Source organism: Celeribacter sp. SCSIO 80788 (assembly GCF_051054295.1).
GTDB lineage: Bacteria > Pseudomonadota > Alphaproteobacteria > Rhodobacterales > Rhodobacteraceae > Celeribacter.
In genome coordinates, this window is sequence record NZ_CP150482.1 from 1,383,018 (window position 1) to 1,405,646 (window position 22,629).

Here is a 22,629-nt window from a genome sequence, read left to right on the forward strand (position 1 = left end):
CATGGCACTTCTGGACGTCAAAGACCTCTCCGTTCGTTTCGACACGCCCGAGGGCGAGATTCACGCCGTCAATGGCGTGAGTTTCAGCCTTGAGAAGGGCGAAACCCTTGGCATCGTGGGCGAAAGCGGCTCCGGCAAGAGCCAGCTCAACTTTGCGCTTCTGGGGCTTCTGGCCAAGAACGGCCATACCACCGGGCAGGCTCTGTTCGACGGCAAAGACCTTTTGTCGATCTCCGAACGCGAGCTGAACAAAATCCGCGCCAATCGCATCGCCATGGTCTTCCAAGACCCGATGACCTCTTTGAACCCCTATATGCGCATTTCCGACCAGATGGCGGAGGTGCTCATGCTGCACAAAGGCCTGTCGAAACGCGCCGCCATTGCCGAAAGCGTCGCCATGCTCGACGCGGTGAAAATCCCCGACGCCAAGAACCGCGTGCGGCTTTATCCGCATGAGTTTTCCGGCGGCATGCGCCAGCGCGTGATGATCGCCATGTCGCTTTTGTGCCACCCGGAGGTTCTGATCGCCGACGAACCCACGACCGCGCTCGACGTGACGGTTCAGGCGCAGATCATGGAGCTTCTCTCCGAGCTTCAGCGCGAATTCGGCATGGCGACGATCCTGATCACCCATGATCTGGGCGTCGTGGCCGGGTTCTGCGAACGCGCCATCGTGATGTATGGCGGGCGGATCATGGAGGAGGCGCCGGTCGATCCGCTGTTCGAAACGCCGACCCATCCCTATACGCGCGGGCTGCTGGATGCGATCCCGCGGGTCGATGAGGAGCAGGAGGTGTTGCGCGCCATTCCGGGCAACCCGCCCAATATGACCGGCGCGCCGAAAGGCTGCCCGTTTGCGCCGCGCTGCGCGCTTGTGAACGACCGCTGCCGGGTCGAGACGCCCGCGCTTTTGAACTTTGCGGAGAACCGCGCCCGCGCCTGTTTCCGTCCTATCGAGGAGGTCGCCGCATGAGCCGTCCGCTGATCGAAGCCCGCGATGTGCGGGTCACCTTCGACATCCGCCGCCCCTCCGACCTGCCATGGACCCCGCCTGCGCAGCTTCATGCCGTCAATGGCGTGAGCTTCACGCTGGAGCCGGGGCAGACGCTTGGCATCGTGGGCGAGTCCGGCTGTGGCAAATCCACTTTGGCGCGCGCGCTCATTCGCATGTTGCCCGCCAGCGGTCAGGTGATCTGGGAAGACGGCACCGATCTTCTGACGCTCTCGCCGCGTCAGATGTTGAAATATCGTTCGCAGATCCAGATGATCTTTCAGGACCCTCTGGCCTCACTCAATCCGCGCATGACCGTGGGCGACATCATCGCCGAACCGCTCCGCACCCACCGCCCCGGCATGAGTGCGGCCGAGCGCAGGGAAAAGGTGCGCGCGGTGATGGAGCGCGTGGGTCTTTTGCCCAATCAGATCAACCGCTACCCGCATGAGTTCTCCGGCGGCCAGTGCCAGCGCATCGGCATCGCCCGCGCTTTGGTGGTGGAACCGAAACTTCTGATCTGCGACGAACCGGTCTCGGCCCTCGACGTGTCGATTCAGGCGCAGGTGATCGGCCTCTTGGAAGAGTTGCGCCGCGATCTTGGCCTGACGATCGTCTTCATCGCCCATGATCTTTCGGTGGTGAAACACCTCTCCGACGAGGTCATGGTGCTCTATCTCGGGCGGATGATGGAAAAGGCCAGCTCGGACGAATTGTTCGCCGAACCGCGCCATCCCTATACGCAGGCGCTTTTGTCCGCCGTGCCGATCCCGGACCCGAAGATCGAAAAGACCAAACAGGTGATCCCGCTCGACGGCGACCTGCCCTCGCCGATGGCGCCGCCCAAGGGGTGTGTGTTCCGCACCCGCTGCCCGAAGGCGCAGGCGATCTGTGAGACCGTGCCGGCGGATCACCTGACCGGCAGCCATCACACGGCCTGCCACTTTGCGGGCGAGACGGTGAGCGCGTAAACAAAGGGGCATGCTGGGAGGCGTGCCCTTTTTTGTGTCGCCGAAGGGCTCCACCTTGAAAGCGCACAGGGCGATTCCGGATCGGGGACGAAATAGTCGTCCTGTGCGAGGGAATTTGTCTAAGGTGAGCGCAGTCAGAGAGGCCGCTCTGCGGACTTTTCTGCCGTTGGCGGCTGTTGCTTCAAGGTCGGCTCTGCGCAGCGGCACTAGATCTGCGCGGTAGCAGATGTTCTTGGCTACATCTCCCCTAATTCAAAAATCAGAAACGCTTTATCAAACTCTTCGCCCAAGACATGCACAATTCAATGGCGAGGTCGATTTGTTGGGGTGTAAGCCTAGGCATCTCCTCGCTACCTGGGCCATGCCCAAATGGGTTTCGCAATTCCGTGAAAATTGACTTGAGAGCGTCCGCCTCCCATCGCTCGATAAATAGGGCGTCTTTCTTCGCCAGATTATCGATGAAGTTATGCGCGCCTTTTTCGCGCCCATGAGACCAGCCCTTTTCACCCGAGATGATTTTTATGGTGCTTTCCAGCGCCCGAGCGGCATACCACGCAGGATCTCGTTCGCCGCCATCCCGCCTATCTATAGCTTCTTTCATGTCTGTATCGACATTCTTCCAAATCGGGTCAGCTACCAATGTCCAAAATGGTTTCTCCAATTCTTGCAAAAGCAATTCGTCATCTGAAATTTGAATGAAGCCATTATGATAGTGCAGCTTGCAACCGGCTTGGCGAAACCGGGTATTCAACTCATCGACGGCAGCCTGAAAAGCATCGTTTTTCTTTTTGTTCCACGCCCTCAGGCCGACCTCCGGATCACCCGGAATACGAAGGCCAGGCCCTTTCGCGCGGATTTTGGCCTTTGCTATTTCTTCAGGGAGTTTTGCATTGGCTTGTGCAATCTCGTCCTCTTTCTTCCGCAACGCGATTTCCACGAGGCTCAAGCGTTCTTTGATGTGAGCGTCCACATCTGAAAGGCTTGGGGGGCTGAAGTCTAACCAATTCTCACAGACAGTCTCTATGGTGTATATGCCAGATTGCATTGTCTCAACACCGTTGAATTTCCATGGGTAAGCATATGCCAATGGTGAAAGCGACTTCACACCTAACTCAGTCGACAGTCGGTTATGAATGTCCTCCCAGAACGCCTTGCCATATTCAGAGACTTTCCCGTCCTCAGAATAGTATGGCGCAATCTGTTCTTTGATTATTCGAAACGATTGATTAATTAGCCGTTTCTCCCTTTGATCAAGGCTTTTCCAAAGCGTCGTGCCTGAATATCGAAATGCAAAAATGTCTGTAAGCAAAGTTAGTTCCTGCAATTGATTGCTTAGCCAAACTGAACGCATCACTAGTTCTCGTCTGGCAGGTCCGGTTTCCTTCCTAAAGTCGGCTTTGCAGCTCTTAATGTCCAGTACAACCAATCCTCAAGCAGCATAGCTAGCGGACGTTCGCTGCAATGTAGAAAACTTGTAAAGTGGCCTCAATCCGGCCCACCGTCTTTCATGCAACGGCACCCGTAGGGCACAGCATACCCCAATAGGCCACATGCCCCGATGATCGAAAATCCGGAAAGTGGTCGGGGCGGCGAGATTCGAACTCACGACCCCCTGTACCCAAAACAGGTGCGCTACCAGACTGCGCCACGCCCCGACCGTGCGCCTCTCCTAACGTGCCGGGGCGCGCTTGAAAAGGGCTTTGTTGCAGAGGGCTTATTGTTCCACGCAGGGATCGGCCGCCTCAGGCCCGAACGCCGGATGCCGGATCACATCGCCCGGTTTGATGCCAAGCCCCTGGGCCAGCCCGCCGTTGATCTCCAGCACGGCAAAAACCGCGTCTCCGCCCGGAATAGCTGTGCGGTCCAGTGGCACGGCATTGTCATGCACACGGGTCACAACCCCGCGCCGGTCGGCAAAGATCATGTCGAGGGGGATCAGCGTGTTGGCCATCCAGAAGGCCACCGGCTGGGGCTTTTCATAGACGAAGAGCATACCGTGCGAGCGCGCCATCTCGGTGCGGTTCATCAGCCCGAGCGCGCGTTCGCCCGCATCGTCGGCGATCTCGATGGAAAAGCGCGCATCCGTGCCCTGCCCCGTCACGATCACCTCGTTCAGATCACAGGCCTCCTGCGCGACAGCGGCAGAGCCAAGTGCTGCCCCCATTGCAAAGACAAGGGCCACACGCAGATCAGGCATCCTGATGCACCGGTTCTTCGCGCAGCGCCGCATCCCATGCGGTGACATGCGCCGCCATGCGACCGCGACGGCCCTCGATGACGCGCAGGCCCACGGCCTCACCCGGCATCAGATCCGCGAGACCGGAGCGCCGCAGCACCTCGATATGGATAAACACATCCTCGGGGCGGCCAAAGACATTGGCAAAACCGAAGCCCTTGCCCTTGTCGAACCATTTCACCCGCGCGGGTTCCAGCGGCAGGTCCAGACTGCCTTCGTCGATGTCTTCCAGATCTTCGAGCACAGCGCCCGTGCCCGGCGCGGGCGGCAGGATCTCGAGCACCTCGACCGCCTGAACACCGCGATCGGTGCGCTGTACCACAAGACGAATGCCTGCCGCATCGGCGACGGAGCTTTGCCCGAAATTGCGCAGCACATTGGCGTGCAACAAGATATCCGGTCCACCGTCATCGGCGACCACAAATCCAAATCCGCGTGCCGGATCAAACCATTTCACATGGCCAGATACGCTCTGACCCAAGTCCGTGTCGTTCATTCTCTTCAATACTCACTGGGGCCCCAACCGAACGGCAGGGCCCGAAGCCATGGGGCGTGAGCCCCTCATCCCTGCCAGACCCTGTGCCATTCGGGCCGAAGGTTCAAGCCCCCTCTGGCCTGTCTTTTTGACCAATCGGGCAGGTTCCCCAGCGTCAGCCTTTTCCTTGAGCGCCCCGCCTCACGGATTGAGGCGCTGAATGTCCCAAGGCTGATCCGGCGCGCTCCGGCGCCAGCGGAACCGGTCGTGCAGGCGGAACTCGCCATCGGCCCAGAACTCGATTTCCACCGGCGTGATCCGGTAACCGCCCCAGAACGGGGGACGTTTCGGGTTCGGCCCATGCTTGAGCCCTTCTTTCGCCACCGCCTCCATCAGCGCCGTCTTGCTCTCGAGCGGGCGCGATTGCTGACTGGCCCAGGCGCCGATGCGGCTACCCAGAGCGCGCGAGCGGTAATAGGCGTCGGAATGTTCGTCGCTTTCGCGCGTCACAAGGCCGCGCACCCGCACCTGACGGCGCAGGCTCTTCCAATGCATCACGAAGGCCGCCTTGCCTGCGGCCTCGATCTCGTGCCCCTTGGCGCTCTCATAGTTGGTGTAGAAGACGAAAGCGTCGTCGGCGATCTCTTTCAAAAGCACCATGCGCACGTTCGGCAGGCCCTCGGGGTCGACCGTGGCGATGGCAATGGCGTTCGGGTCGTTGACTTCCTTGGCCTCGGCTTCCTTGAGCCATTTGCGCGCGATCTCGAACGGATCGTCGCCTGCGAAAATGCCTTTGCGCGGAACCGTGTTTGCCCCCATGACGTTTGATCCCATGACGCCCTCCTGTCTTTGCGGCCCGACTGGACCGCCCTGTCTGACTTCACGGGATAGCCCCTGCGCTCCGGGGCGGCAAGCGCCATCGCGGGTCACCGCCTGTGCATCGCTGCGCCGCCGCTCGAAAGCGCAGGGCGGCAGATGGGGATTCTCGCCAAACTGTGACGCCACGTCACGAAATTGCCCCCGCGCAGACTTGATCGCCTATCTGAAAACCCCTAAAGCACGTGCTAACACGAAAAATAATGGGTTCGAGGACGACCATGACGAAACTGATGGAAGGCAAACGCGGGCTAATCATGGGCCTTGCGAACGACAAATCGATTGCCTGGGGCATTGCGAAAGCCCTCTCGGATCACGGCGCGGAGCTGTGCTTTTCCTATCAGGGCGAGCAACTCAAGAAACGTGTCGATCCGCTGGCCGAACGCCTCGGCTCCGACTTCGTCGAGGAATGCGATGTGTCCGACGAGGCCTCGATCGATGCGCTTTTCGCCCGCATCAAGGAAAAATGGGGCAAGCTCGATTTCATCGTGCACGCCATCGGCTTCTCCGACAAGAACGAGCTGCGCGGCCGCTATGTCGACACCACGCGCGCCAACTTCAACCTGACCATGGACATCTCGGTGTTCTCCTTCACCGCCGTCGCACAACGCGCCGCGAAGCTGATGCCCGAGGGCGGCTCGATGCTGACCATGACCTATTACGGCGCCGAGCGCGTGATGCCGCATTACAACGTCATGGGCGTCGCCAAGGCCGCGCTTGAGGCCTCCGTGCGCTACCTCGCCGAAGACCTCGGCAAGGACGGTATCCGCGTCAACTCGATCTCCGCCGGTCCGATCAAGACGCTCGCCGCCTCCGGCATCGGCGATTTCCGCTACATCATGAAGTGGAACGAATACAACTCGCCGCTGCGTCGCAATGTGACCATCGACGATGTGGGCAACTCGGCGCTCTACCTGCTGTCCGATCTGGGCGCGGGTGTCACGGGCGAAACCCACCATGTCGATGCGGGCTATCACGTCGTCGGCATGAAGGCCGTGGACGCGCCGGACATTTCCAAGAGCTGAACCGTCTCGGATAAAGATATGAAAACGGGGGCTTCGGCTCCCGTTTTTCTTTCCTCAATGTCTTTGGGAGGAGATATGACATTCGCGATTTTCCTGTCGATCCTGAGCATTCACCTGATCGCGGCCATGAGCCCCGGCCCATCCTTCGTGGTCGCCGTGCGCACCGCCGCCTCGGACGGGTTCCGCCCCGCCTTCGGCCTTGCCGTGGCCTTCGGGCTGGGCGCGGTGATCTGGGCGCTGGCCGCACTCTCCGGCCTGTCGATCCTGTTCGAGATTTTCCCCCGCGCCTATTTCGCCTTCAAACTCGCAGGCGGGCTGTTCCTGATCTGGATCGGGGTCAAGACCTTCCGCCATGCCGCCGATCCCCTGCCCGAGACCACGACACTGGCCAGCCCGCGCTCTTTGCCGAACGCATTTCGCCTCGGCCTGATGACCCAGCTGTCGAATCCGAAGCCTGCGGTGTTCTTCGGTGCGGTATTTGCCGGGCTGATCCCGCCGGAAACCTCGCTTGTCGTTAAGGCGGTCTTATTGTTTTTCGTCTTTTTTGACGAAACCCTGTGGTATGTGATTGTCGCGCGGCTTTTTTCGCGGCAAAAAGCACGACAAGCCTATGGCCGGGCCAAGCTCTGGACCGACCGCATTCTGGGCGGCATGATCGCCGTCTTCGGTCTGCGGATCGCCACCAGTTAAACCAGACCTTCGCCCCCGGCCCGCCACGATGATGAAAGGATCAAACGATGTCCGACCTCCTGCCCCATGAAAAAGGTTTTCATGTCAGCTGGGACCAGATCCACCGCGACAGCCGTGCGCTGGCGTGGCGGCTCGACGGCAAGGGGCCGGATAACGGCGCATGGCGTGCCATCGTGGCCATCACCCGCGGCGGCATGGCGCCTGCGATGATCATCGCCCGCGAGCTGGACATCCGCACCGTCGACACGATTTCGGTGAAATCCTACGACCACCAGACTCAGGCCGACGCCGTGGTTCTGAACGGACCCGACGCAGACCTGATGGGCGACGGCACCGGCATTCTGGTGATCGACGATCTGGTCGACAGCGGCAAGACGCTCGAGCTTGTGCGCTCCATGTATCCGAACGCCCATTTCGCCACGGTCTACGCCAAGCCGAAAGGCCGCGCGCAGGTCGACAGCTACATCACCGAAGTGTCTCAGGATACGTGGATTTTCTTCCCCTGGGATATGGCGATGCAATACGTCAAGCCGTATCGCGGACGGGACTGATCCGGTCGCAAACCGATTTCAGAAAGGGGCCTCACGGCCCCTTTTTCATGCGCCCCTCGCGCCCAGAGCCTCAACCCTCTTCAGCCACCGTGTCACTTTTTCGGGCGTCGCATCGGTCGCCCCCGCAAGCTGCGTGAGCCGCACCGGTTTGATCCCGACAAAGCCGAGGATGTGGCCCTTGAGCGTCGCGGCAATCGGGTTGCGATAGGCCAGCCAGAGGAACCATGTCGGCGTGTCGGAGGTGATCACCACCCGCGCGCTCCGCCCCGAAAGCATCGGGCGTGGCATGCCGGTGCGCAGGGGATTGCGCGTATCGAACGCCCGGCCCGGCAGAAACGCCCGGTCGAAAAGCCCCTTGAGCTTGGCGGGCAGCCCGCCCCACCACATCGGCGTCAGGATCACAACATGCTCCGCCCAGTCGATATGGGCCAGCACCGCTTCGAGATCGGGTTCGAGCGGTTTCGGGTCCTTATAGCCGGCGCGCTCGAAATCCATATCGAAACTCAGGTCGTGCAGGTGGTGCACCCGCACCTCATGACCTGCGGCGCGCGCCGCCGCCTCATAGGTTGCGGCGAAAGAGTGCGACAGGGAGGCCGAGGCCGGATGACCGTTCAGGATGTAGATACGCTTGGACATGTTGCCCCCGGTTAAATTTGACCACGGTCACTTTCATAAGGGAAAAATATGACCACGGTCAATTCATAAAATTGACCTCAGTCAAAAAACATGCAAACTGGCGCGATGACCAAGCCTGTCCAGAAACGCGCCATTGCCACACGGGAAAAGCTGCTCGCAGCCGCCAACGCCTTGATTGCAAAGCAAGGATTCGAGGCCCTGCGGGTCGAGGAGGTGGTCGGTGCGGCGGGGGTGGCGAAGGGCACCTTCTTTGCCCATTTCAAGGACAAGGATGCGCTTCTGGAACAGATCATCGGTGCGCGTCTCACCGGGATCGCCGCCCTCATGGCCGAGGGGCCTGCCCCGCAGAGCATTGTCGACATGATCGCGCGCCTCGCCCCGCTGATCGACTTCGTGACCTCGGAACGCACCGTGTTCGATGTGATGATCCGCCATTCGGGGGCGGCGGCCATTGCCGAAATCGGTCCCATCGCGGAGCAATTCGACGTCCAGATCGCGCTCTATGCCCGCTGGGCCGCGGAAGGCCCGTTTCGCAAGGATGTGCCGCCGCAGATTCTCGGCGAAGGCATCAGCGCCTTTTTCATTCAGGCCATCGCCCTGACCTTTTGCGCACTCAATGGACAGCAGCCGCTGGAAGACCGGCTGACCGCCTATCTCGCCGCCTGGCTGATGCCGGGGGCATGATCAGGCGTCAGAGGCGCGCAGCAGCATGTCCTGCACTTTTTCGATCTCATGTTCGGCAAAGGCCAGCCCGCCAAGGCTGTCGGAGCCGCGCAACACCGCGTCGATGGCGCCACAGGCCGAACGCACCAGATAGCCCGCCTGCCGCAACTCCATATCATAGGAGAGATCGCGGATCCGATCCGTCATCTCCTCTCCGCGCGTCGCCTCACCCGCCCGCGCCATGTCGAGCGCGGCGTGTAAATCTTCGATCAGGTAGGGATCGCCCTGCATCCCGCCTCTCATAAGGACTGCCATGTTGAACCTCTTGACTGTTATGCCCGAAACATCGAACCGATCCGGGTCTGTTGCCCTTCATCTGGGGCGCTTTTGCCCCAGTGTCATCTCAGGCTCTTGCAAAAATGGTTAACAAAGCATGAAACCCTGATCAAAAACCGCTCACTCTCAGGTGAAAGGCAATTTTTTCAGCACCTTGCCGGGGATTTCAGCGAAATGCATGCGTCGGCACACCGGTTTTCACCCCCCGGCCCAGCACAAATCACGCCTCAGCGAGGCGATTGCATCCCGCCCGGGCCGCACATAATCTTTGCCTGACAACAAAAGGATATGCTCATGCCGACCCCGCTCAATCCAGCCCTGACCCGCACCCAGGCCTCCCCCATCGTCGCGGCGAAAAGCTGGATGCAGGGCATGACATTCACGCCCGAGCGCCCGCTGATCAACGTCAGCCAGGCCGCGCCGATGGAGGCCCCGCCGCTGGCGCTGCGCGAAGAGATTGCCCGCATCGCGCTCGAGGACACAGCGGCGCATCTCTACGGTCCGGTCCTTGGCCTGCCGGAGCTGCGCTCCGAACTCGCGTCGCAATGGTCCGCCGCCTATCATGCCGAGATCGCACCCGACGAGGTGGCGATCACTGCGGGCTGCAACGAGGCCTTTACCGCCACGATGACCACCATAGCCGGGGCGGGAGATGAGGTGATCCTCGCAACGCCCTGGTATTTCAACCATAAAATGTGGTGCGACATGTCGGGGGTTCATGCCGTAGCGCTGCCCACCGGCGACGATCTCTTGCCCGATCTGGAAACCTGCGCCCGGCTGATCACGCCGCGCACCCGCGCCATCGTGCTGATCACGCCGAACAATCCGGGCGGGGTGGAATACCCGGCGGAGCTTTTGTCGAAATTCTACGCTCTGGCCCGCGAACATCGCATCATGCTGGTGCTCGATGAGACCTATCGCGATTTCGACAGCCGTTCCGAGGTGCCGCATTACCTGTTCCGCCAGCCCGACTGGCGCGACACGTTGGTGCATCTCTATTCCTTCTCCAAGGCCTTCCGCCTTACGGGCCACCGCGTCGGCGCGCTGATCACTGGGGCGGAACGCATGGCGGAGGTGGAGAAATATCTCGACACGGTCACCATCTGCCCGAACCAGATCGGCCAGCGCGCCGCGCTTTGGGGATTGCAAAACCTCAGCCAATGGGTCGCCGGAGAACGCGCCGAAATCCTCGCGCGCCGGGCCGCAATGATCGACGGTTTCAAAGCGCTCGAAGGCTGGAAGCTTCTGGGCTGCGGCGCCTTCTTCGCCTATGTCGAACACCCGTTCGAGATGCCGTCGTCAGAGCTTGCGCCATGGCTGTTGCGCGAGGCGGGCGTGTTGCTTTTGCCCGGCACCGCCTTCATGCCCGCCAACGACCCGCGCGCGGAGCGGCAATTGCGTATCGCCTTCGCCAATATCGGCGTGCCGGAGATCGCGACGCTTTTCACGCGATTGGCACAAATCACCCCCTGATCCGCCTTGCCCTCTCTGTCGCTTGCCCCTACACCATTGCCCAACCTTGATGGGAGAAGAAAAGCATGGCGAGCGGCAAGGGTTCTGGCGCGAAAATGGTGGTCTGGGGGATTCTCGGCCTCCTCATCATCGGCCTCGGCGGATTTGGCACAGCGAATTTCGGCGGTGGCGTGACCCGCGTGGCCTCGGTGGGCGACGAGGACATTTCCGTCAATGATTACGCCAATGCGCTGCGCAGCCAGATGCGCGCGATCGAGGCCCAGACCGGCCAGCCCTTCTCCGTCAGCCAGGCGCAGGATTTCGGCCTGTCGCAACAGGTGCTCGATCAGCTTCTGTCGCAGGCCGCGCTCGATGGCGAAACCGCGCGGCTCGGGATTTCCGTCGGCGACGATGCGGTGCGCCGCGAGCTTTTGACCTATGACGCCTTCAAGGGCATCGACGGCAAATTCGACACCCAGTCCTACAAAGACATGCTCGCCCGCAACAACATGAACGAGGGCGATTTCGAAGCCGATCTGCGCCGCGAGGCCGCCCGGTCGATCCTTTCCGGCGCTCTGGCCTCCGGCATCACCATGCCGCCCTCCTACGGTCAGGCCGTGGTCGACTGGCTCGGCGAACGCCGCACCATCACGATCGCCACGCTCGACGCAAGCGCTCTCGACACCGGCGCTCCGCTGGCATCTGACAGCGACCTCCAGAGCTGGTACGACGCCCATCCCGATCTCTACACCGCCCCGGAAGCCCGCCGCATCACCTATGCCTGGCTCACCCCGGCGATGCTGACCGACAAGGTCGATCTCGACGAGACCGCCCTGCGCCAGCTCTATCAGGACAATATCGCAAACTATGTCCAGCCCGAGCGCCGTCTGGTCGAGCGTCTGGTCTTCGGCACCGAAGATGAGGCACAGGCCGCCGCCGACCGCATCGCTGCAGGGGAGAGCAGCTTCGAGGAAGAAACCACCGCGCGCGGCCTGACGCTGATCGACACCGACATGGGCGACGTCTCCGAAGACGATCTCTCCGCTGCGGCCGGTCCCGCCGTCTTCGGCCTCGAAGGCACGGGCGTGGTCGGTCCGGTGATGTCCGATCTTGGCCCCGCGATCTACCGCGTCAACGGCACGCTCGCGGGCACCGAGATTCCCTTTGAGGAGGCCCGCGACGAGCTGGCGACCGAGATGGCCGCAGACGCCGCCGCGCGCCTGATCGCCGATCAACTCGAAACCTTCGACAACGATCTGGCCGGTGGCTACACGCTTGAGGATCTCGCAAATGAGACCGACATGGAGCTGGGCCAGATCGACTGGACGCCCGAGAGCGAGGGCGGGATCGCCGCCTATACCGATTTCCAACAGGCTGCGGCCAGCGTGACACTCGACGATTACCCCGAGATCGTTCAGCTTTCTGACGGCGGCGTCTTCGCCCTGCGCCTCGACGAAATCGTCCCCGCCACGGTGAAACCGCTCGATCAGGTGCGCGATCAGGTCGCCGCCGATTGGGAAGCCGATGCGCTGAAACAGAAACTCATGGCCCGCGCCGAAGCGCTCGAAACCAGCGTCGCCTCCGGCACCGCCATGGCCGATCTCGGCCTGCCGATCGAACAGTTTTCCGCGATCACCCGTCAGGATTTCATCTCCACCATGCCCGCGGGCTTCATGGAGGCGGTGTTCGCACCTGGCCTCAAGGCCGGTGGCACCACGCTGATCCCCGGCGAGGGCCGTGTGGTCATCGCCCGGATCGCGACCGTCGAGGCTCCCGAGCACACGGATGAGAACGCCGCCATCGCGGAGAATTACATCGAGACCGCCGCGCAAGGCGCATCCACCGATGTGATCGACGCCTTTGCCCGGGCGCTGCGCAACCGCGACGGCGTGACGGTGAACCAGACCGCGCTCACCGCGGTGCACAGCCAGCTGCAATAAGACCAGAAAGACGCCCGCCATGGCCACGCTCATTCCGTCCTTCACCGATTTCGAAACCGGGTTCAACGCAGGGCAAAACCAGCTCGTCTATGCCAAGGTGGCCGCCGATCTCGACACGCCGGTGTCGATCATGCTGAAACTCGCGGGGGCGCGCACCGACAGTTTCATCCTCGAATCCGTCACCGGCGGCGAGGTGCGCGGGCGCTATTCGATCATCGGCATGAAGCCCGATCTGATCTGGAAATGCGATGGCACAACCGCCTCGATCAACCGCAACGCGCGCTTCGATGCGGAGAGCTATGCGGTGGATGACAAGGACCCGCTGGCCTCGATCCGGGCGCTGATCGCCGAGAGCCGGGTGGACATCCCCGAGGAGCTTCCGGGCGCGGCCGCAGGTCTCTTTGGCTATCTCGGCTATGACATGATCCGCCTTGTCGAACATCTGCCCAATGTGAACCCCGACCCCATCGGCCTGCCCGATGCGGTTCTGATGCGCCCGTCCGTCATCGCCATTCTCGATGGCGTCAAAGGCGATGTGATCCTTGTGTCTCCGGCTTGGGTCGAAGGCGGCCTGTCCGCCAGAGCCGCCTATGCGCAGGCCGCCGAGCGCGTGATGGATGCGCTCCGCGATCTCGAACGCGCCCCTGCCGAGGCGACGCATGAAATGGGCGAGGCCTATGTCGCGCCCCCCGCCACCTCGAACTTCACCCACGCGGGCTACAAGGCCGCCGTCGAGAAAGCGAAAGAGTACATCACCGCAGGCGACATCTTTCAGGTCGTGCCCGCACAGCGCTGGACGCAGGACTTCCCGCTGCCGCCCTTCTCGCTCTACCGCTCCCTGCGCCGCACCAATCCGTCGCCCTTCATGTTCTTCTTCAACTTCGGCGGCTTCCAGATCATCGGCGCAAGCCCTGAAATCCTCGTCCGGGTGTTTGACAACGAAGTCACCATCCGCCCCATCGCAGGCACCCGCAAACGCGGGCTCACCCCCGCCGAAGACAAGGCACTGGAAGAAGACCTGCTGTCGGATCAAAAGGAACTGGCCGAACACCTAATGCTCTTGGATCTCGGGCGCAACGATGTCGGCCGCGTCGCCAAGATCGGCACGGTGCACCCGACCGAAGAATTCATCATCGAGCGCTATTCCCACGTCATGCACATCGTCTCCAATGTGGTAGGCGAGCTGCGCGAAGACGAAGACGCGCTCTCCGCATTGCTCGCGGGCCTGCCCGCAGGCACCGTCTCCGGCGCACCGAAAGTCCGCGCCATGGAGATCATCGACGAGCTGGAACCCGAAAAACGCGGCGTCTATGGCGGCGGCGTGGGGTACTTTTCCGCAGGCGGTGACATGGACATGTGCATCGCGCTCCGTACCGCCGTCCTCAAGGACGAAAAGCTCTATATCCAAGCCGGTGGCGGCGTCGTCTACGACAGCTCGCCCGAGGGCGAATACCAAGAAACCGTCAACAAATCCAATGCGCTGCGCAAAGCCGCCGAGGATGCGGGCTTGTTTACACGGTCGGGAAATCGCTGAGCCAACCGGCGTTTCCTTTGCTGAAAAATACTCACGGCGCGCCGATCCTGACCCGCGCGCCGTTTGAGTATTTAAACCATCAGAAAAGCCCTAAAGCGGCAGTTCGGTCGTCGATTTGATCTCCTGCATCGAAAGCAGCGCCGTCACGTTGTAAATCGACACTTCCTTGATCAGCGCCTGATAGAAATCGTCATAGGCCTTGGCGTTCTTCACCCGGACCTTGAGGATATAGTCGATCTCCCCCGCCAGCCGGTGCGCCTCCAGAACTTCCGGGCGTTTCTGTAGCACTTTCAGGAATTTCTCCTGCCACCCGGCCTCATGCGCGCTGGTGCGCACCAGCACGAAGAAACAGGCCTCGAGCCCGAGGCTTTCCGGGTCGAGAATGACCGTCTGCTGACCGATCACGCCGCCCTCTTTCATCTTGCGGATGCGATTCCACACCGGGGTCTTCGAGGAGCCGACTTTGCGGGCGATCTCGTCCAGAGATTGACTCGCATCGCGTTGTAGCTCGCCCAGAATTTTCCGATCCATCGCGTCGATCTGGTCCACCATTTCGATTTTCCTCTCCATCTCGGAATTCCGGCCTTTGCCACGCGCAGAACTGGAACAATCCACCTTATTCGCGCAGACATCTGGCCTGATATTGGAATAATGTTCTAGATTAATGGCAAGAATTCGCAAGATGGAAAGAGCCATGCCGCGCCCGTTTACGCCCAAAGCCGTCACCGCCAACGCCCTTCTCGAAGGCGATGTGATCTATCTCGACCACGCTGGCCAGTGGGTCCGCGACCTGCGTCTGGCGCAGGCCTTCACCGAGGCCGAGGCCGCCGAGGCCGCGCTTTCCGAGATCGCGGGGGATGGCATGGCGGTCGGTGCTTATCTGACCGACGTCAAGCTGGGCGAACACGGGCCAGAGCCTACGCATTTCCGCGAAGAGTTCCGCCGCACCGGCCCCTCCAACTACTTCCACGGAAAACAGGAGGCCGAAGCCCATGTATAAGTACAACGATTTCGACGAGGCCTTTGTCCGGGAACGTGTGGCGCAGTTTTCCGCACAGGTCGCCCGCCGCATCGACGGCAGCCTGACCGAGGAGGAATTCCGCCCCCTGCGTCTGATGAACGGGCTCTATCTGCAACTCCACGCCTATATGCTGCGCGTCGCGATCCCCTATGGCACGCTGAACAGTGGCCAGATGGATCAGCTTGCGCATATCGCCGAGACCTATGACCGCGGCTACGGCCATTTCACCACGCGGCAAAACATCCAGTACAACTGGCCGAAACTGCCCGACGTCCCCGCGATCCTCAGCGATCTGGCGGATGTGGAGATGCATGCGATCCAGACCTCCGGGAACACGATCCGCAACGTCACCGCCGACCATTTCGCCGGTGCGGCAGCGGACGAGATCGCCGATCCGCGCCCCGTCGCCGAGTTGATCCGTCAGTGGTCCACCGACCACCCGGAATTCCAGTTCCTGCCCCGCAAATTCAAGGTCGCCGTGTCGGGCGCCAAGGCCGACCGTGCGGTGATCAAGGCGCATGACGTCGGGCTTTACCTGCGCGAGCAGGACGGCGAGATCGGCGCGCAGATCATCGTCGGCGGCGGGCTCGGTCGCACGCCGATGGTCGGTAAGGTCTTGAAAGACTTCGTCTCTCTCGAAGACCTTTTGCCCTATCTGGAGGCCACCGTTTCGGTGTGGAACCTCTTGGGCCGTCGCGACAACAAATACAAAGCCCGGATCAAGATCACCGTGCATGAGCACGGGATCGAAGACATTCGCGCCCGTGTCGAAGACCGCTTTGCCCAGATCAAGCCGGCCTTCGGCGGCATCGACATGGAAATGCTGGACGAGATCAAAGCCGCCTTTGCGCCGCCCGCCTTCCGCGAGGCCGCAACCGACGCTTATGATCGCGCTTATGAGAGTGACCCGGTGTTCCGCGCCTGGGCCGACACCAACCTCGCGCCGCACAAGGCGCCGGGCTATGCCATCGCGACCGTCTCGCTCAAGACGCCGGGTCAGACGCCGGGGGATGCCTCCGCCGATCAGATGCGCGTGCTGGCGCAGATCGCACGGGACTATGGCCATGATGAGCTGCGGATTTCGCACGAACAAAACGTCATCCTGCCGCATGTCCATAAATCTGACCTGCCTGCCATTCACGCGGCGCTGAAGGACGCAGGGCTTGCGACGGCCAACATCGGCCTCGTCAGCGACATCATCGCCTGCCCCGGCATGGATTACTGCGCGCTGGCGACGGCCCGTTCGATCCCGGTGGCGCAAGGCATTGCGACCCGGTTCGAGGAGCTGAAGCTCGAACAGGACATCGGCCCGCTCAAGATCAAAATCTCCGGCTGCATCAATGCCTGCGGGCACCACCATGTCGGTCACATCGGCATTCTGGGCCTCGACCGCGCGGGTGTGGAAAATTACCAGATCACGCTCGGCGGCGATGGCACCGAGGATATGGTGATCGGCGAGCGCACCGGCCCCGGCTTTGCCTATGACGAGATCATCCCGGCGATCGAGCGCATTTTGATGACCTACCTGGAGCTGCGTGAGGCGCCCGAGGAGACCTTCCTCGAAGCCTACCGCCGCCTTGGCATGGACCCGTTCAAAGCGGCGCTTTATCCGGAAAAGGAAAAAGCCCATGCCGCATAATCTCGCGCTTCGGGAGGAATTCGGCACGGTACAGGACCGTGTCGAACGCCTCAACGCGCGCTATGCCCATCATTCGGCGACCTCGGTGCTGGAGCTGGCGCTTCGGGACCGGGAGCTGGGGCGGATCGCGCTCGTGTCCTCTTTCGGGGCGGAAAGCGTCGTGCTTTTGCACATGATTTCCGTTATGAAACCCGACACCCCGGTGATTTTCGTCGACACGGAAATGCTGTTTCCCGAGACGATTGAGTATCAGCTCGACCTGATCCGCAAGCTCGATCTGCGCGATGTGCGGCGGATCAAACCGGCGCCTGCGCGCCTCGCCGCGCATGATCCGGACGGGCTTTTGCACCTCGCGGACAAGGACGGTTGCTGCGATCTGCGCAAGACCGTGCCGCTGCAACAGGCGCTCGGACATTTCGACGCCTGGATCACCGGGCGCAAACGGTTTCAGGGCTCGACCCGTGCCACGCTCGATTTCTTCGAGAACGAGGCGGACAGCCGGATCAAGATCAACCCGCTGGCCTGGTGGTCGCCCGAAGATCTCAGGGATTACATGATCAACAACCGCCTGCCGCGCCATCCTTTGGTTGCGAAAGGCTACCCGTCGATCGGTTGCGCGCCCTGCACCAGCCCGGTGAAAGAGGGCGAAGACCCGCGCGCAGGCCGCTGGCGGGGCGAAGAGAAAACGGAATGCGGGATTCACATCGTGGACGGGAAATTCGTCCGCATCGGCAATCCCGGAAAAGGAGACGCAGCATGAGCGTGATCATCCGCGACGAGGGCTTTGTCCCCGAAGACTACACCGGCGACTGGGTCGATCTGCCCTCCGACACCGATCCCGAGGCATTGGCGCAACATGGCAACGCCCCCGCGATCCGCATCGCGTTTCCGAACTTCTCGGACGGGCGCGGCTTTACGCTCGCACGGCTGTTGCGGCTTGCCGGCTATCAGGGCCGGTTGCGCGCCGAGGGGCATGTGATCGCCGATCAATATGCCATGGCCCGGCGCGCGGGCTTTGACGAGGTGGAAATCTCCGAGCCCCTCGCCGCGCGCCAACCCGAGGATCAGTGGCGCGCCCGGTCCAATTGGCGGGCACATGACTATCAAACGCGCTTGCGGGCGCGCGGATAGGCCCCACAGACAGACCAATGCCCCGGCCATGCTTGCACGCACGGACAGAACAGTCCAAAAGGGACGAGACCGCGTGCCGGGACCTCTGATGTGGATCAAAGAAGCATCCGCATTCCCCTTTTAAATGCCGCGAGACCCAAATGACCGAGATGACCGACGAGCTGATGCAAGTGACCGACGTAAAAACCAAACCCGTGCCCACCCTGCCCGATGCCGCCACCGTTCTCGAGGTGCACCACTGGAACGACCGGCTGTTCTCCTTCAAGGTGGAGCGGCCCCAGACCTTGCGGTTCCGCTCCGGCGAATTCGTGATGATCGGGCTGATGAACGACCCGGACCCGAAAACCGGCAAGCAAAAGCCGCTGCTGCGCGCCTATTCCATCGCCTCGCCAAGCTGGGAAGAGCATCTCGAGTTCTACTCGATCAAGGTGCCCGACGGCCCGCTGACCTCGCGTTTGCAACATATCGAGCCCGGCGATCAGATCATCCTGCGCCCGAAGCCGGTGGGCACGCTGGTCGTGGATGCGCTCCTGCCCGGCAAACGGCTTTGGTTCTTCGCGACCGGCACCGGGATTGCGCCCTTTGCCTCGCTGATGCGCGAGCCGGAAGTTTATGAGAAATTCGACGAGGTGATCCTGATGCACACCTGCCGCGAGGTCTCGGAACTGGAATACGGTCGGCAACTGGTCGAGCACATCAAGTCGGACGAGATTCTGTCGGAGATCGAACAGGGCAAGCTGCGCTATTATCCGACCACGACCCGCGAAGAGTTCCACCATATGGGCCGCGTCACCGACAACCTGTCCTCCGGCAAGGTGTTCGAGGATCTGGGCATCGCGCCGATGAACCCGGAGACGGATCGCGGCATGGTCTGTGGCAACCTGGCGTTCAACAAGGACATCATGGCCATTCTCGACGGCTTCGGGCTGCGCGAAGGGGCCAATTCCGAACCCAAGGAATATGTGGTCGAAAAGGCGTTCGTGGACTGACCCGCACGCCCATCCCCGACTATGAGAAACCCCGCTTCGGCGGGGTTTTCTTTTGAGTATTTTCACCATCGGAAAACCCGAAAGGCAGAAAGCCTGAAAGGCGGAACATAAAAAGGCCGCGCGAGGTGTCCCCCGCGCGGCCTCAACTGCTCGCTCTTACTCAGCGATAATTACATGCCCAGAAGGGTTTTGGTTTTGTCGAGGATCGCGCCAAGGATCGCCGGGTTGTCGGCGGCCTGTTCCATGGAGGTGATGACGGTGGCTTTCGCTTCGTCGGACAGGGTGGAGGCGTTCACCAGATCGGTGGCTTTCTCGAGATCGAAGCCGTCGACCGTCAGCACTTCGGCAGCGGTGGCGAGATCGAAGGAGCTGTCCCCCTCCACCACGGCATCGGTCGCGGCGTCCGCGGCGTCGGAAGCGGCTTCCATCGCGTCTGCGGCAGCGTCGGCGGCGACATCGGTCGCGGCTTCGGCAGTGTCGGCGGCCACAGCAGCGGCGTCAGAGGCGGTGTCGGTCGCGGCTTCGGTCGCTTCGGTTGCGGCGTCGGCGGCATCGGTCGCGGCGTCGACAGCGGCCTCGGCCGCATCGGAGGCAGCCTCGACAGCACCCTCGCCTGCGGCGGTCACGGCGTCGGTCGCAGCTTCGATGGCGTCGGAGGCGGCCTCGGACGCGGCTTCGGCAGCTTCGGTTGCGGTTTCGACCGCGTCGGAGGCAGCCTCGGAAGCCTGTTCGATCACGGAGGTGGTTTCCGTCGTGGTCTCCGCAGCCTTCTCTTCCTCTTTACAGGCCGCGAGCGACAGCGCGAGACCCGCCACGAGAGCGCCGGTCAGAATACGTTTGGTCATGTCAGTCTTCCTCACAAATACTTGCGGGGTATTTCCCCCCAACAGGGCGGATATGGCATGGCACATGGCGAAATGAAAGGGGCCAGTCGAGCGGATTTTCCCCCACGCCGCGCGCTGTGCGGGAAGCCGCCGAATGCGGGTTGAAAGCGACGGCGATACGCCTTATTTTCCCGCAACACAAACGCAACGACAAACAGGAGCCGACCATAGCCCGCAGACCGCATAACGCCCCGCCGACCCGCGAAACCGGACCGCGTATCAACGAACGCATCCGAGCGCCGGAAATCCGTCTGATCGGTGCAGAGGGCGAGAATATTGGTGTCATCACGCCCGCCAAGGCCCTCGATCTGGCGATCGAAGCCGGGCTGGACCTCGTGGAAATTTCCCCGAACGCCACGCCGCCGGTCTGCAAGATCATGGATTTCGGCAAGTTCAAATACGAACAGCAGAAACGCGAATCCGAAGCCCGCAAGAAGCAGAAGATCATCGAGATCAAGGAAATCAAATTCCGCCCCGGCACGGACACGCATGACTACGAAGTCAAGATGAAGAACGTGATCAAGTTCCTCGAGAACGGCGACAAGGTGAAAATCACCCTGCGCTTCCGTGGCCGCGAAATGGCGCACCAGGATCTCGGCCGCGAGCTGCTCGAACGCGTCGCCGAGGACATCAAAGAATTCGGCAAGATCGAAAACATGCCCAAAATGGAAGGCCGTCAGATGATCATGATGATCGGCCCGCTTCCCTCGAAAGGCTGACCCGGAGCCTCCGCACCGGTTCAACGAAAAACCCCCGGTTTCGACCGGGGGTTTTTCGTTGCGCGTCTGAAGGGGCCCGCGTCAGAACGCCCCCGCCCCGATCCCCGCCAGCACGAGAACGAGGACCTGCGGCACGAGAATCCGCAGGAACATCACCAGCGGATAGACCGAGACATAGGCCACGGAGGCCGCGCCCGTCGGGCTCATCGCCACGGCAAAGGCCAGCGCCGGCGGATCGGTCATCGCGCCCGCGAGCACGCCGCAAAGGCTCAGGTAGTTGAACTTGCCGAACATCCGCGCGACGACGCCCACGACCAGAAGCGGCAGGATCGTGATCAGGATGCCATAGCCCATCCAGAGCAAACCGTCGCCATGCAGCAGCGTGTCGAAGAACCGGTCGCCCGCGACGATCCCCACCACCGCGAGGAACAGCACGATGCCGAACTCGCGCAGCGCATGGTTGGCGGCAGGCGGCATATACCATGTGAACGGCCCCCAGTGTCCGAGACGTCCCAAGAGGATCGCCGCCATCAACGGCCCGCCCGCAAGCCCAAGCTTGAGCGGCGCCGGAAGCCCCGGCACGGCGAGCGGGATCGAGCCCAGAAGCACCCCCAGAGCGATGCCGAAGAACAGCGCCGGGAATTGCACCTCCTGCAACCGGGCGTTCTCGTTGCCGAGCTGACTTGCGACCGCGTCGATATCGGCCTGCGCGCCCACCACGGTGATGATATCGCCGAAGGCGAGCGACGAGGAGGCCTGCGCCGGAATCTCGACCCCCGCGCGGCTGATCCGCGACACGGTCACCCCATGACCTTCGAGAAACGCAAGCTCCCGCAACGACTTGCCCAGCACCCGCTCCTTGGTCACCACGAGCCGCGACCAGGTCAGCTTGGTGCCCTTGGTGGTCAGAGCCGCATCGATCTCGCGCCCCAGAATGAGCTTCATCGCCAGCAACTTGTCCTTCGGTCCGACGAGGTGCAGACAGTCGCCGACATGCACGATCACATCCCGCGTCGGCACCACCAGCTCACCCGCTTTTTTCATCCGTGAGGCCACCACGCCCTGATCGAACAGGTCCGGCACATCGCCGAGGCGCAGACCGTCGAGATTGGCGTTCATCACCTCGACGTTCATCGAGGGCAAAGCCTCCTCGCCGCTCTTGGTCTCGGCCTTGTAGGCGGCCTCCTCATCGGCGACCACGATGCGGAACAGCGCCCGGATCACGAACATCGCGGTCAGGATGCCGAGGATACCAAAGGGATAGGCCATGGCATACCCCATGCCGGAATTGGCCACTTCGGAGGCCGGGAACCCGGCGTCGCCCAGCACCTGCTGCGCCGCGCCCAGCCCCGGCGTGTTGGTCACGGCCCCGGACATCACACCGACGAGCACCGGCAGCGGCAGATCGGTGATCCCCCAGATCGCCAGCGTCACCGCAACCCCGCCCAGCACGATGGCGATGGCCGCGAGGTTGAACTTGAGACCGGATTTCGCAAAGGAAGAAAAGAAACTCGGGCCGACCTGAATGCCGATCGTATAGACGAAAAGGATCAGCCCCAGCTCGCGCACGAAATGCATCACCGCGTCGTCGAATTCGATCCCGGCGCCGGAGGCCAGATGCCCGACGAGGATGCCGGAGAACAGCACCCCGCCGATGCCGAGACCGATCTTGCGGACCTGCAATTTGCCGAACAACAACCCGAAAGCGCCCGCAAGCGTCAGGGCAAGGGTCGTGACGGCAATGTCTGAAAGCGGAAGAGAAAGGGCCATGGTCTTGCTATCCTTGGGAATTTTGAGGGAGGCCTCAGAAGGTGTCAGGGGTCAATCTCGTGCGCATATCTTGGGGCGGATCAGAACCTCTATGCCGCGA

The 22,629-nt window shown here is 61.9% G+C and carries 24 protein-coding genes and 1 tRNA gene; 15 read left to right on the forward strand and 10 right to left on the reverse strand.

The window, feature by feature from the left end:
* Position 1 precedes the first annotated feature (1 nt).
* Positions 2 to 973: an oligopeptide/dipeptide ABC transporter ATP-binding protein gene (locus V1471_RS06990; RefSeq protein WP_434287629.1), complete on the forward strand. Its 972-nt coding sequence runs from the start codon at positions 2 to 4 to the stop codon at positions 971 to 973.
* The gene (locus tag V1471_RS06995; protein ID WP_434287630.1) at positions 970 to 1,962 is read left to right on the forward strand and encodes an ABC transporter ATP-binding protein; all 993 of its coding nucleotides are present in this window, start codon (positions 970 to 972) and stop codon (positions 1,960 to 1,962) included. The genes V1471_RS06990 and V1471_RS06995 overlap by 4 nt, the downstream gene beginning before the upstream one ends.
* A gap of 259 nt (positions 1,963 to 2,221) precedes the next feature.
* Here the strand turns inward: V1471_RS06995 and V1471_RS07000 are convergent, their stop codons facing one another.
* The 5 genes from V1471_RS07000 to pdxH form a co-directional block, all read right to left on the reverse strand.
* The gene (locus tag V1471_RS07000) at positions 2,222 to 3,313 is read right to left on the reverse strand and encodes an AbiJ-NTD4 domain-containing protein (RefSeq protein WP_434287631.1); all 1,092 of its coding nucleotides are present in this window, start codon (positions 3,311 to 3,313) and stop codon (positions 2,222 to 2,224) included.
* Between the two features lie 227 nt (positions 3,314 to 3,540).
* A tRNA-Pro gene (locus V1471_RS07005) sits at positions 3,541 to 3,617 on the reverse strand.
* Positions 3,618 to 3,676: 59 nt separating this feature from the next.
* Positions 3,677 to 4,159, reverse strand: a complete 483-nt coding sequence (locus V1471_RS07010) for a DUF192 domain-containing protein (protein ID WP_434287632.1) — start codon at positions 4,157 to 4,159, stop codon at positions 3,677 to 3,679.
* The gene (locus V1471_RS07015) at positions 4,152 to 4,694 is read right to left on the reverse strand and encodes a cold-shock protein (protein WP_434287633.1); all 543 of its coding nucleotides are present in this window, start codon (positions 4,692 to 4,694) and stop codon (positions 4,152 to 4,154) included. The genes V1471_RS07010 and V1471_RS07015 overlap by 8 nt, the downstream gene beginning before the upstream one ends.
* A gap of 180 nt (positions 4,695 to 4,874) precedes the next feature.
* Positions 4,875 to 5,507 (reverse strand): pyridoxamine 5'-phosphate oxidase, encoded by a 633-nt coding sequence (gene pdxH / locus V1471_RS07020; protein ID WP_434287634.1) that lies wholly within the window; start codon positions 5,505 to 5,507, stop codon positions 4,875 to 4,877.
* 263 nt (positions 5,508 to 5,770) lie between these two features.
* Between pdxH and fabI the strand changes: the two genes are divergently transcribed.
* The 3 genes from fabI (at position 5,771) to gpt (ending at position 7,815) form a co-directional block, all read left to right on the forward strand.
* Complete coding sequence (gene fabI, locus V1471_RS07025) at positions 5,771 to 6,574, forward strand: enoyl-ACP reductase FabI (RefSeq protein WP_434287635.1); 804 nt, start codon at positions 5,771 to 5,773, stop codon at positions 6,572 to 6,574.
* Between the two features lie 75 nt (positions 6,575 to 6,649).
* Positions 6,650 to 7,264, forward strand: coding sequence for a LysE family translocator (locus V1471_RS07030; RefSeq protein WP_434287636.1), 615 nt, complete (start codon positions 6,650 to 6,652; stop codon positions 7,262 to 7,264).
* 47 nt (positions 7,265 to 7,311) lie between these two features.
* Positions 7,312 to 7,815 carry a xanthine phosphoribosyltransferase gene (gpt, locus tag V1471_RS07035; RefSeq protein WP_434287637.1) on the forward strand — a complete coding sequence of 168 codons (504 nt, stop codon included), beginning with the start codon at positions 7,312 to 7,314 and terminating at the stop codon, positions 7,813 to 7,815.
* Between the two features lie 45 nt (positions 7,816 to 7,860).
* Here the strand turns inward: gpt and V1471_RS07040 are convergent, their stop codons facing one another.
* On the reverse strand, positions 7,861 to 8,451 hold the full coding sequence (locus tag V1471_RS07040) for an NAD(P)H-dependent oxidoreductase (RefSeq protein ID WP_434287638.1): 591 nt from the start codon (positions 8,449 to 8,451) through the stop codon (positions 7,861 to 7,863).
* A 105-nt stretch (positions 8,452 to 8,556) separates the two neighbouring features.
* Here V1471_RS07040 and V1471_RS07045 point away from each other — a divergent pair, with 105 nt between their 5' ends.
* Positions 8,557 to 9,135 (forward strand): TetR/AcrR family transcriptional regulator, encoded by a 579-nt coding sequence (locus tag V1471_RS07045; protein ID WP_434287639.1) that lies wholly within the window; start codon positions 8,557 to 8,559, stop codon positions 9,133 to 9,135.
* Here the strand turns inward: V1471_RS07045 and V1471_RS07050 are convergent, their stop codons facing one another.
* Positions 9,136 to 9,429: a hypothetical protein gene (locus tag V1471_RS07050; protein WP_434287640.1), complete on the reverse strand. Its 294-nt coding sequence runs from the start codon at positions 9,427 to 9,429 to the stop codon at positions 9,136 to 9,138. It abuts the gene before it with no gap.
* A gap of 315 nt (positions 9,430 to 9,744) precedes the next feature.
* Between V1471_RS07050 and V1471_RS07055 the strand changes: the two genes are divergently transcribed.
* The 3 genes from V1471_RS07055 (at position 9,745) to trpE (ending at position 14,376) form a co-directional block, all read left to right on the forward strand.
* Entirely contained in the window at positions 9,745 to 10,923 is a 1,179-nt protein-coding gene (locus tag V1471_RS07055) for an aminotransferase (RefSeq protein WP_434287641.1), read from the forward strand.
* Positions 10,924 to 10,988: 65 nt separating this feature from the next.
* Entirely contained in the window at positions 10,989 to 12,842 is a 1,854-nt protein-coding gene (locus V1471_RS07060; RefSeq protein WP_434287642.1) for a SurA N-terminal domain-containing protein, read from the forward strand.
* Positions 12,843 to 12,861: 19 nt separating this feature from the next.
* Positions 12,862 to 14,376 (forward strand): anthranilate synthase component I, encoded by a 1,515-nt coding sequence (gene trpE, locus V1471_RS07065; protein ID WP_434287643.1) that lies wholly within the window; start codon positions 12,862 to 12,864, stop codon positions 14,374 to 14,376.
* A gap of 90 nt (positions 14,377 to 14,466) precedes the next feature.
* Here the strand turns inward: trpE and V1471_RS07070 are convergent, their stop codons facing one another.
* Positions 14,467 to 14,928, reverse strand: a complete 462-nt coding sequence (locus V1471_RS07070; RefSeq protein ID WP_434290886.1) for an Lrp/AsnC family transcriptional regulator — start codon at positions 14,926 to 14,928, stop codon at positions 14,467 to 14,469.
* A gap of 142 nt (positions 14,929 to 15,070) precedes the next feature.
* Here V1471_RS07070 and V1471_RS07075 point away from each other — a divergent pair, with 142 nt between their 5' ends.
* The 5 genes from V1471_RS07075 (at position 15,071) to V1471_RS07095 (ending at position 19,156) form a co-directional block, all read left to right on the forward strand.
* Positions 15,071 to 15,376 (forward strand): DUF2849 domain-containing protein, encoded by a 306-nt coding sequence (locus V1471_RS07075; RefSeq protein ID WP_434287644.1) that lies wholly within the window; start codon positions 15,071 to 15,073, stop codon positions 15,374 to 15,376.
* Complete coding sequence (locus V1471_RS07080; RefSeq protein ID WP_434287645.1) at positions 15,369 to 17,036, forward strand: nitrite/sulfite reductase; 1,668 nt, start codon at positions 15,369 to 15,371, stop codon at positions 17,034 to 17,036. The genes V1471_RS07075 and V1471_RS07080 overlap by 8 nt, the downstream gene beginning before the upstream one ends.
* Positions 17,026 to 17,796 (forward strand): phosphoadenylyl-sulfate reductase, encoded by a 771-nt coding sequence (locus V1471_RS07085; RefSeq protein ID WP_434287646.1) that lies wholly within the window; start codon positions 17,026 to 17,028, stop codon positions 17,794 to 17,796. The genes V1471_RS07080 and V1471_RS07085 overlap by 11 nt, the downstream gene beginning before the upstream one ends.
* A complete protein-coding gene (locus V1471_RS07090; RefSeq protein ID WP_434287647.1) occupies positions 17,793 to 18,167 on the forward strand; it encodes a DUF934 domain-containing protein in 375 nt (124 codons plus the stop codon). The genes V1471_RS07085 and V1471_RS07090 overlap by 4 nt, the downstream gene beginning before the upstream one ends.
* Positions 18,168 to 18,307: 140 nt before the next feature.
* Positions 18,308 to 19,156 (forward strand): ferredoxin--NADP reductase, encoded by an 849-nt coding sequence (locus tag V1471_RS07095; RefSeq protein ID WP_434287648.1) that lies wholly within the window; start codon positions 18,308 to 18,310, stop codon positions 19,154 to 19,156.
* A 170-nt stretch (positions 19,157 to 19,326) separates the two neighbouring features.
* Here V1471_RS07095 and V1471_RS07100 read toward each other — a convergent pair whose 3' ends face one another.
* On the reverse strand, positions 19,327 to 20,001 hold the full coding sequence (locus tag V1471_RS07100) for a translation initiation factor 3 (RefSeq protein ID WP_434287649.1): 675 nt from the start codon (positions 19,999 to 20,001) through the stop codon (positions 19,327 to 19,329).
* Between the two features lie 116 nt (positions 20,002 to 20,117).
* On the opposite strand from V1471_RS07100, the gene infC reads away from it, so the two are divergent.
* Entirely contained in the window at positions 20,118 to 20,759 is a 642-nt protein-coding gene (gene infC / locus V1471_RS07105) for a translation initiation factor IF-3 (RefSeq protein WP_434287650.1), read from the forward strand.
* An 81-nt stretch (positions 20,760 to 20,840) separates the two neighbouring features.
* On the opposite strand, the gene V1471_RS07110 is transcribed toward infC, so the two are convergent.
* Positions 20,841 to 22,529 (reverse strand): putative transporter, encoded by a 1,689-nt coding sequence (locus V1471_RS07110; RefSeq protein ID WP_434287651.1) that lies wholly within the window; start codon positions 22,527 to 22,529, stop codon positions 20,841 to 20,843.
* Positions 22,530 to 22,629: the final 100 nt, after the last annotated feature.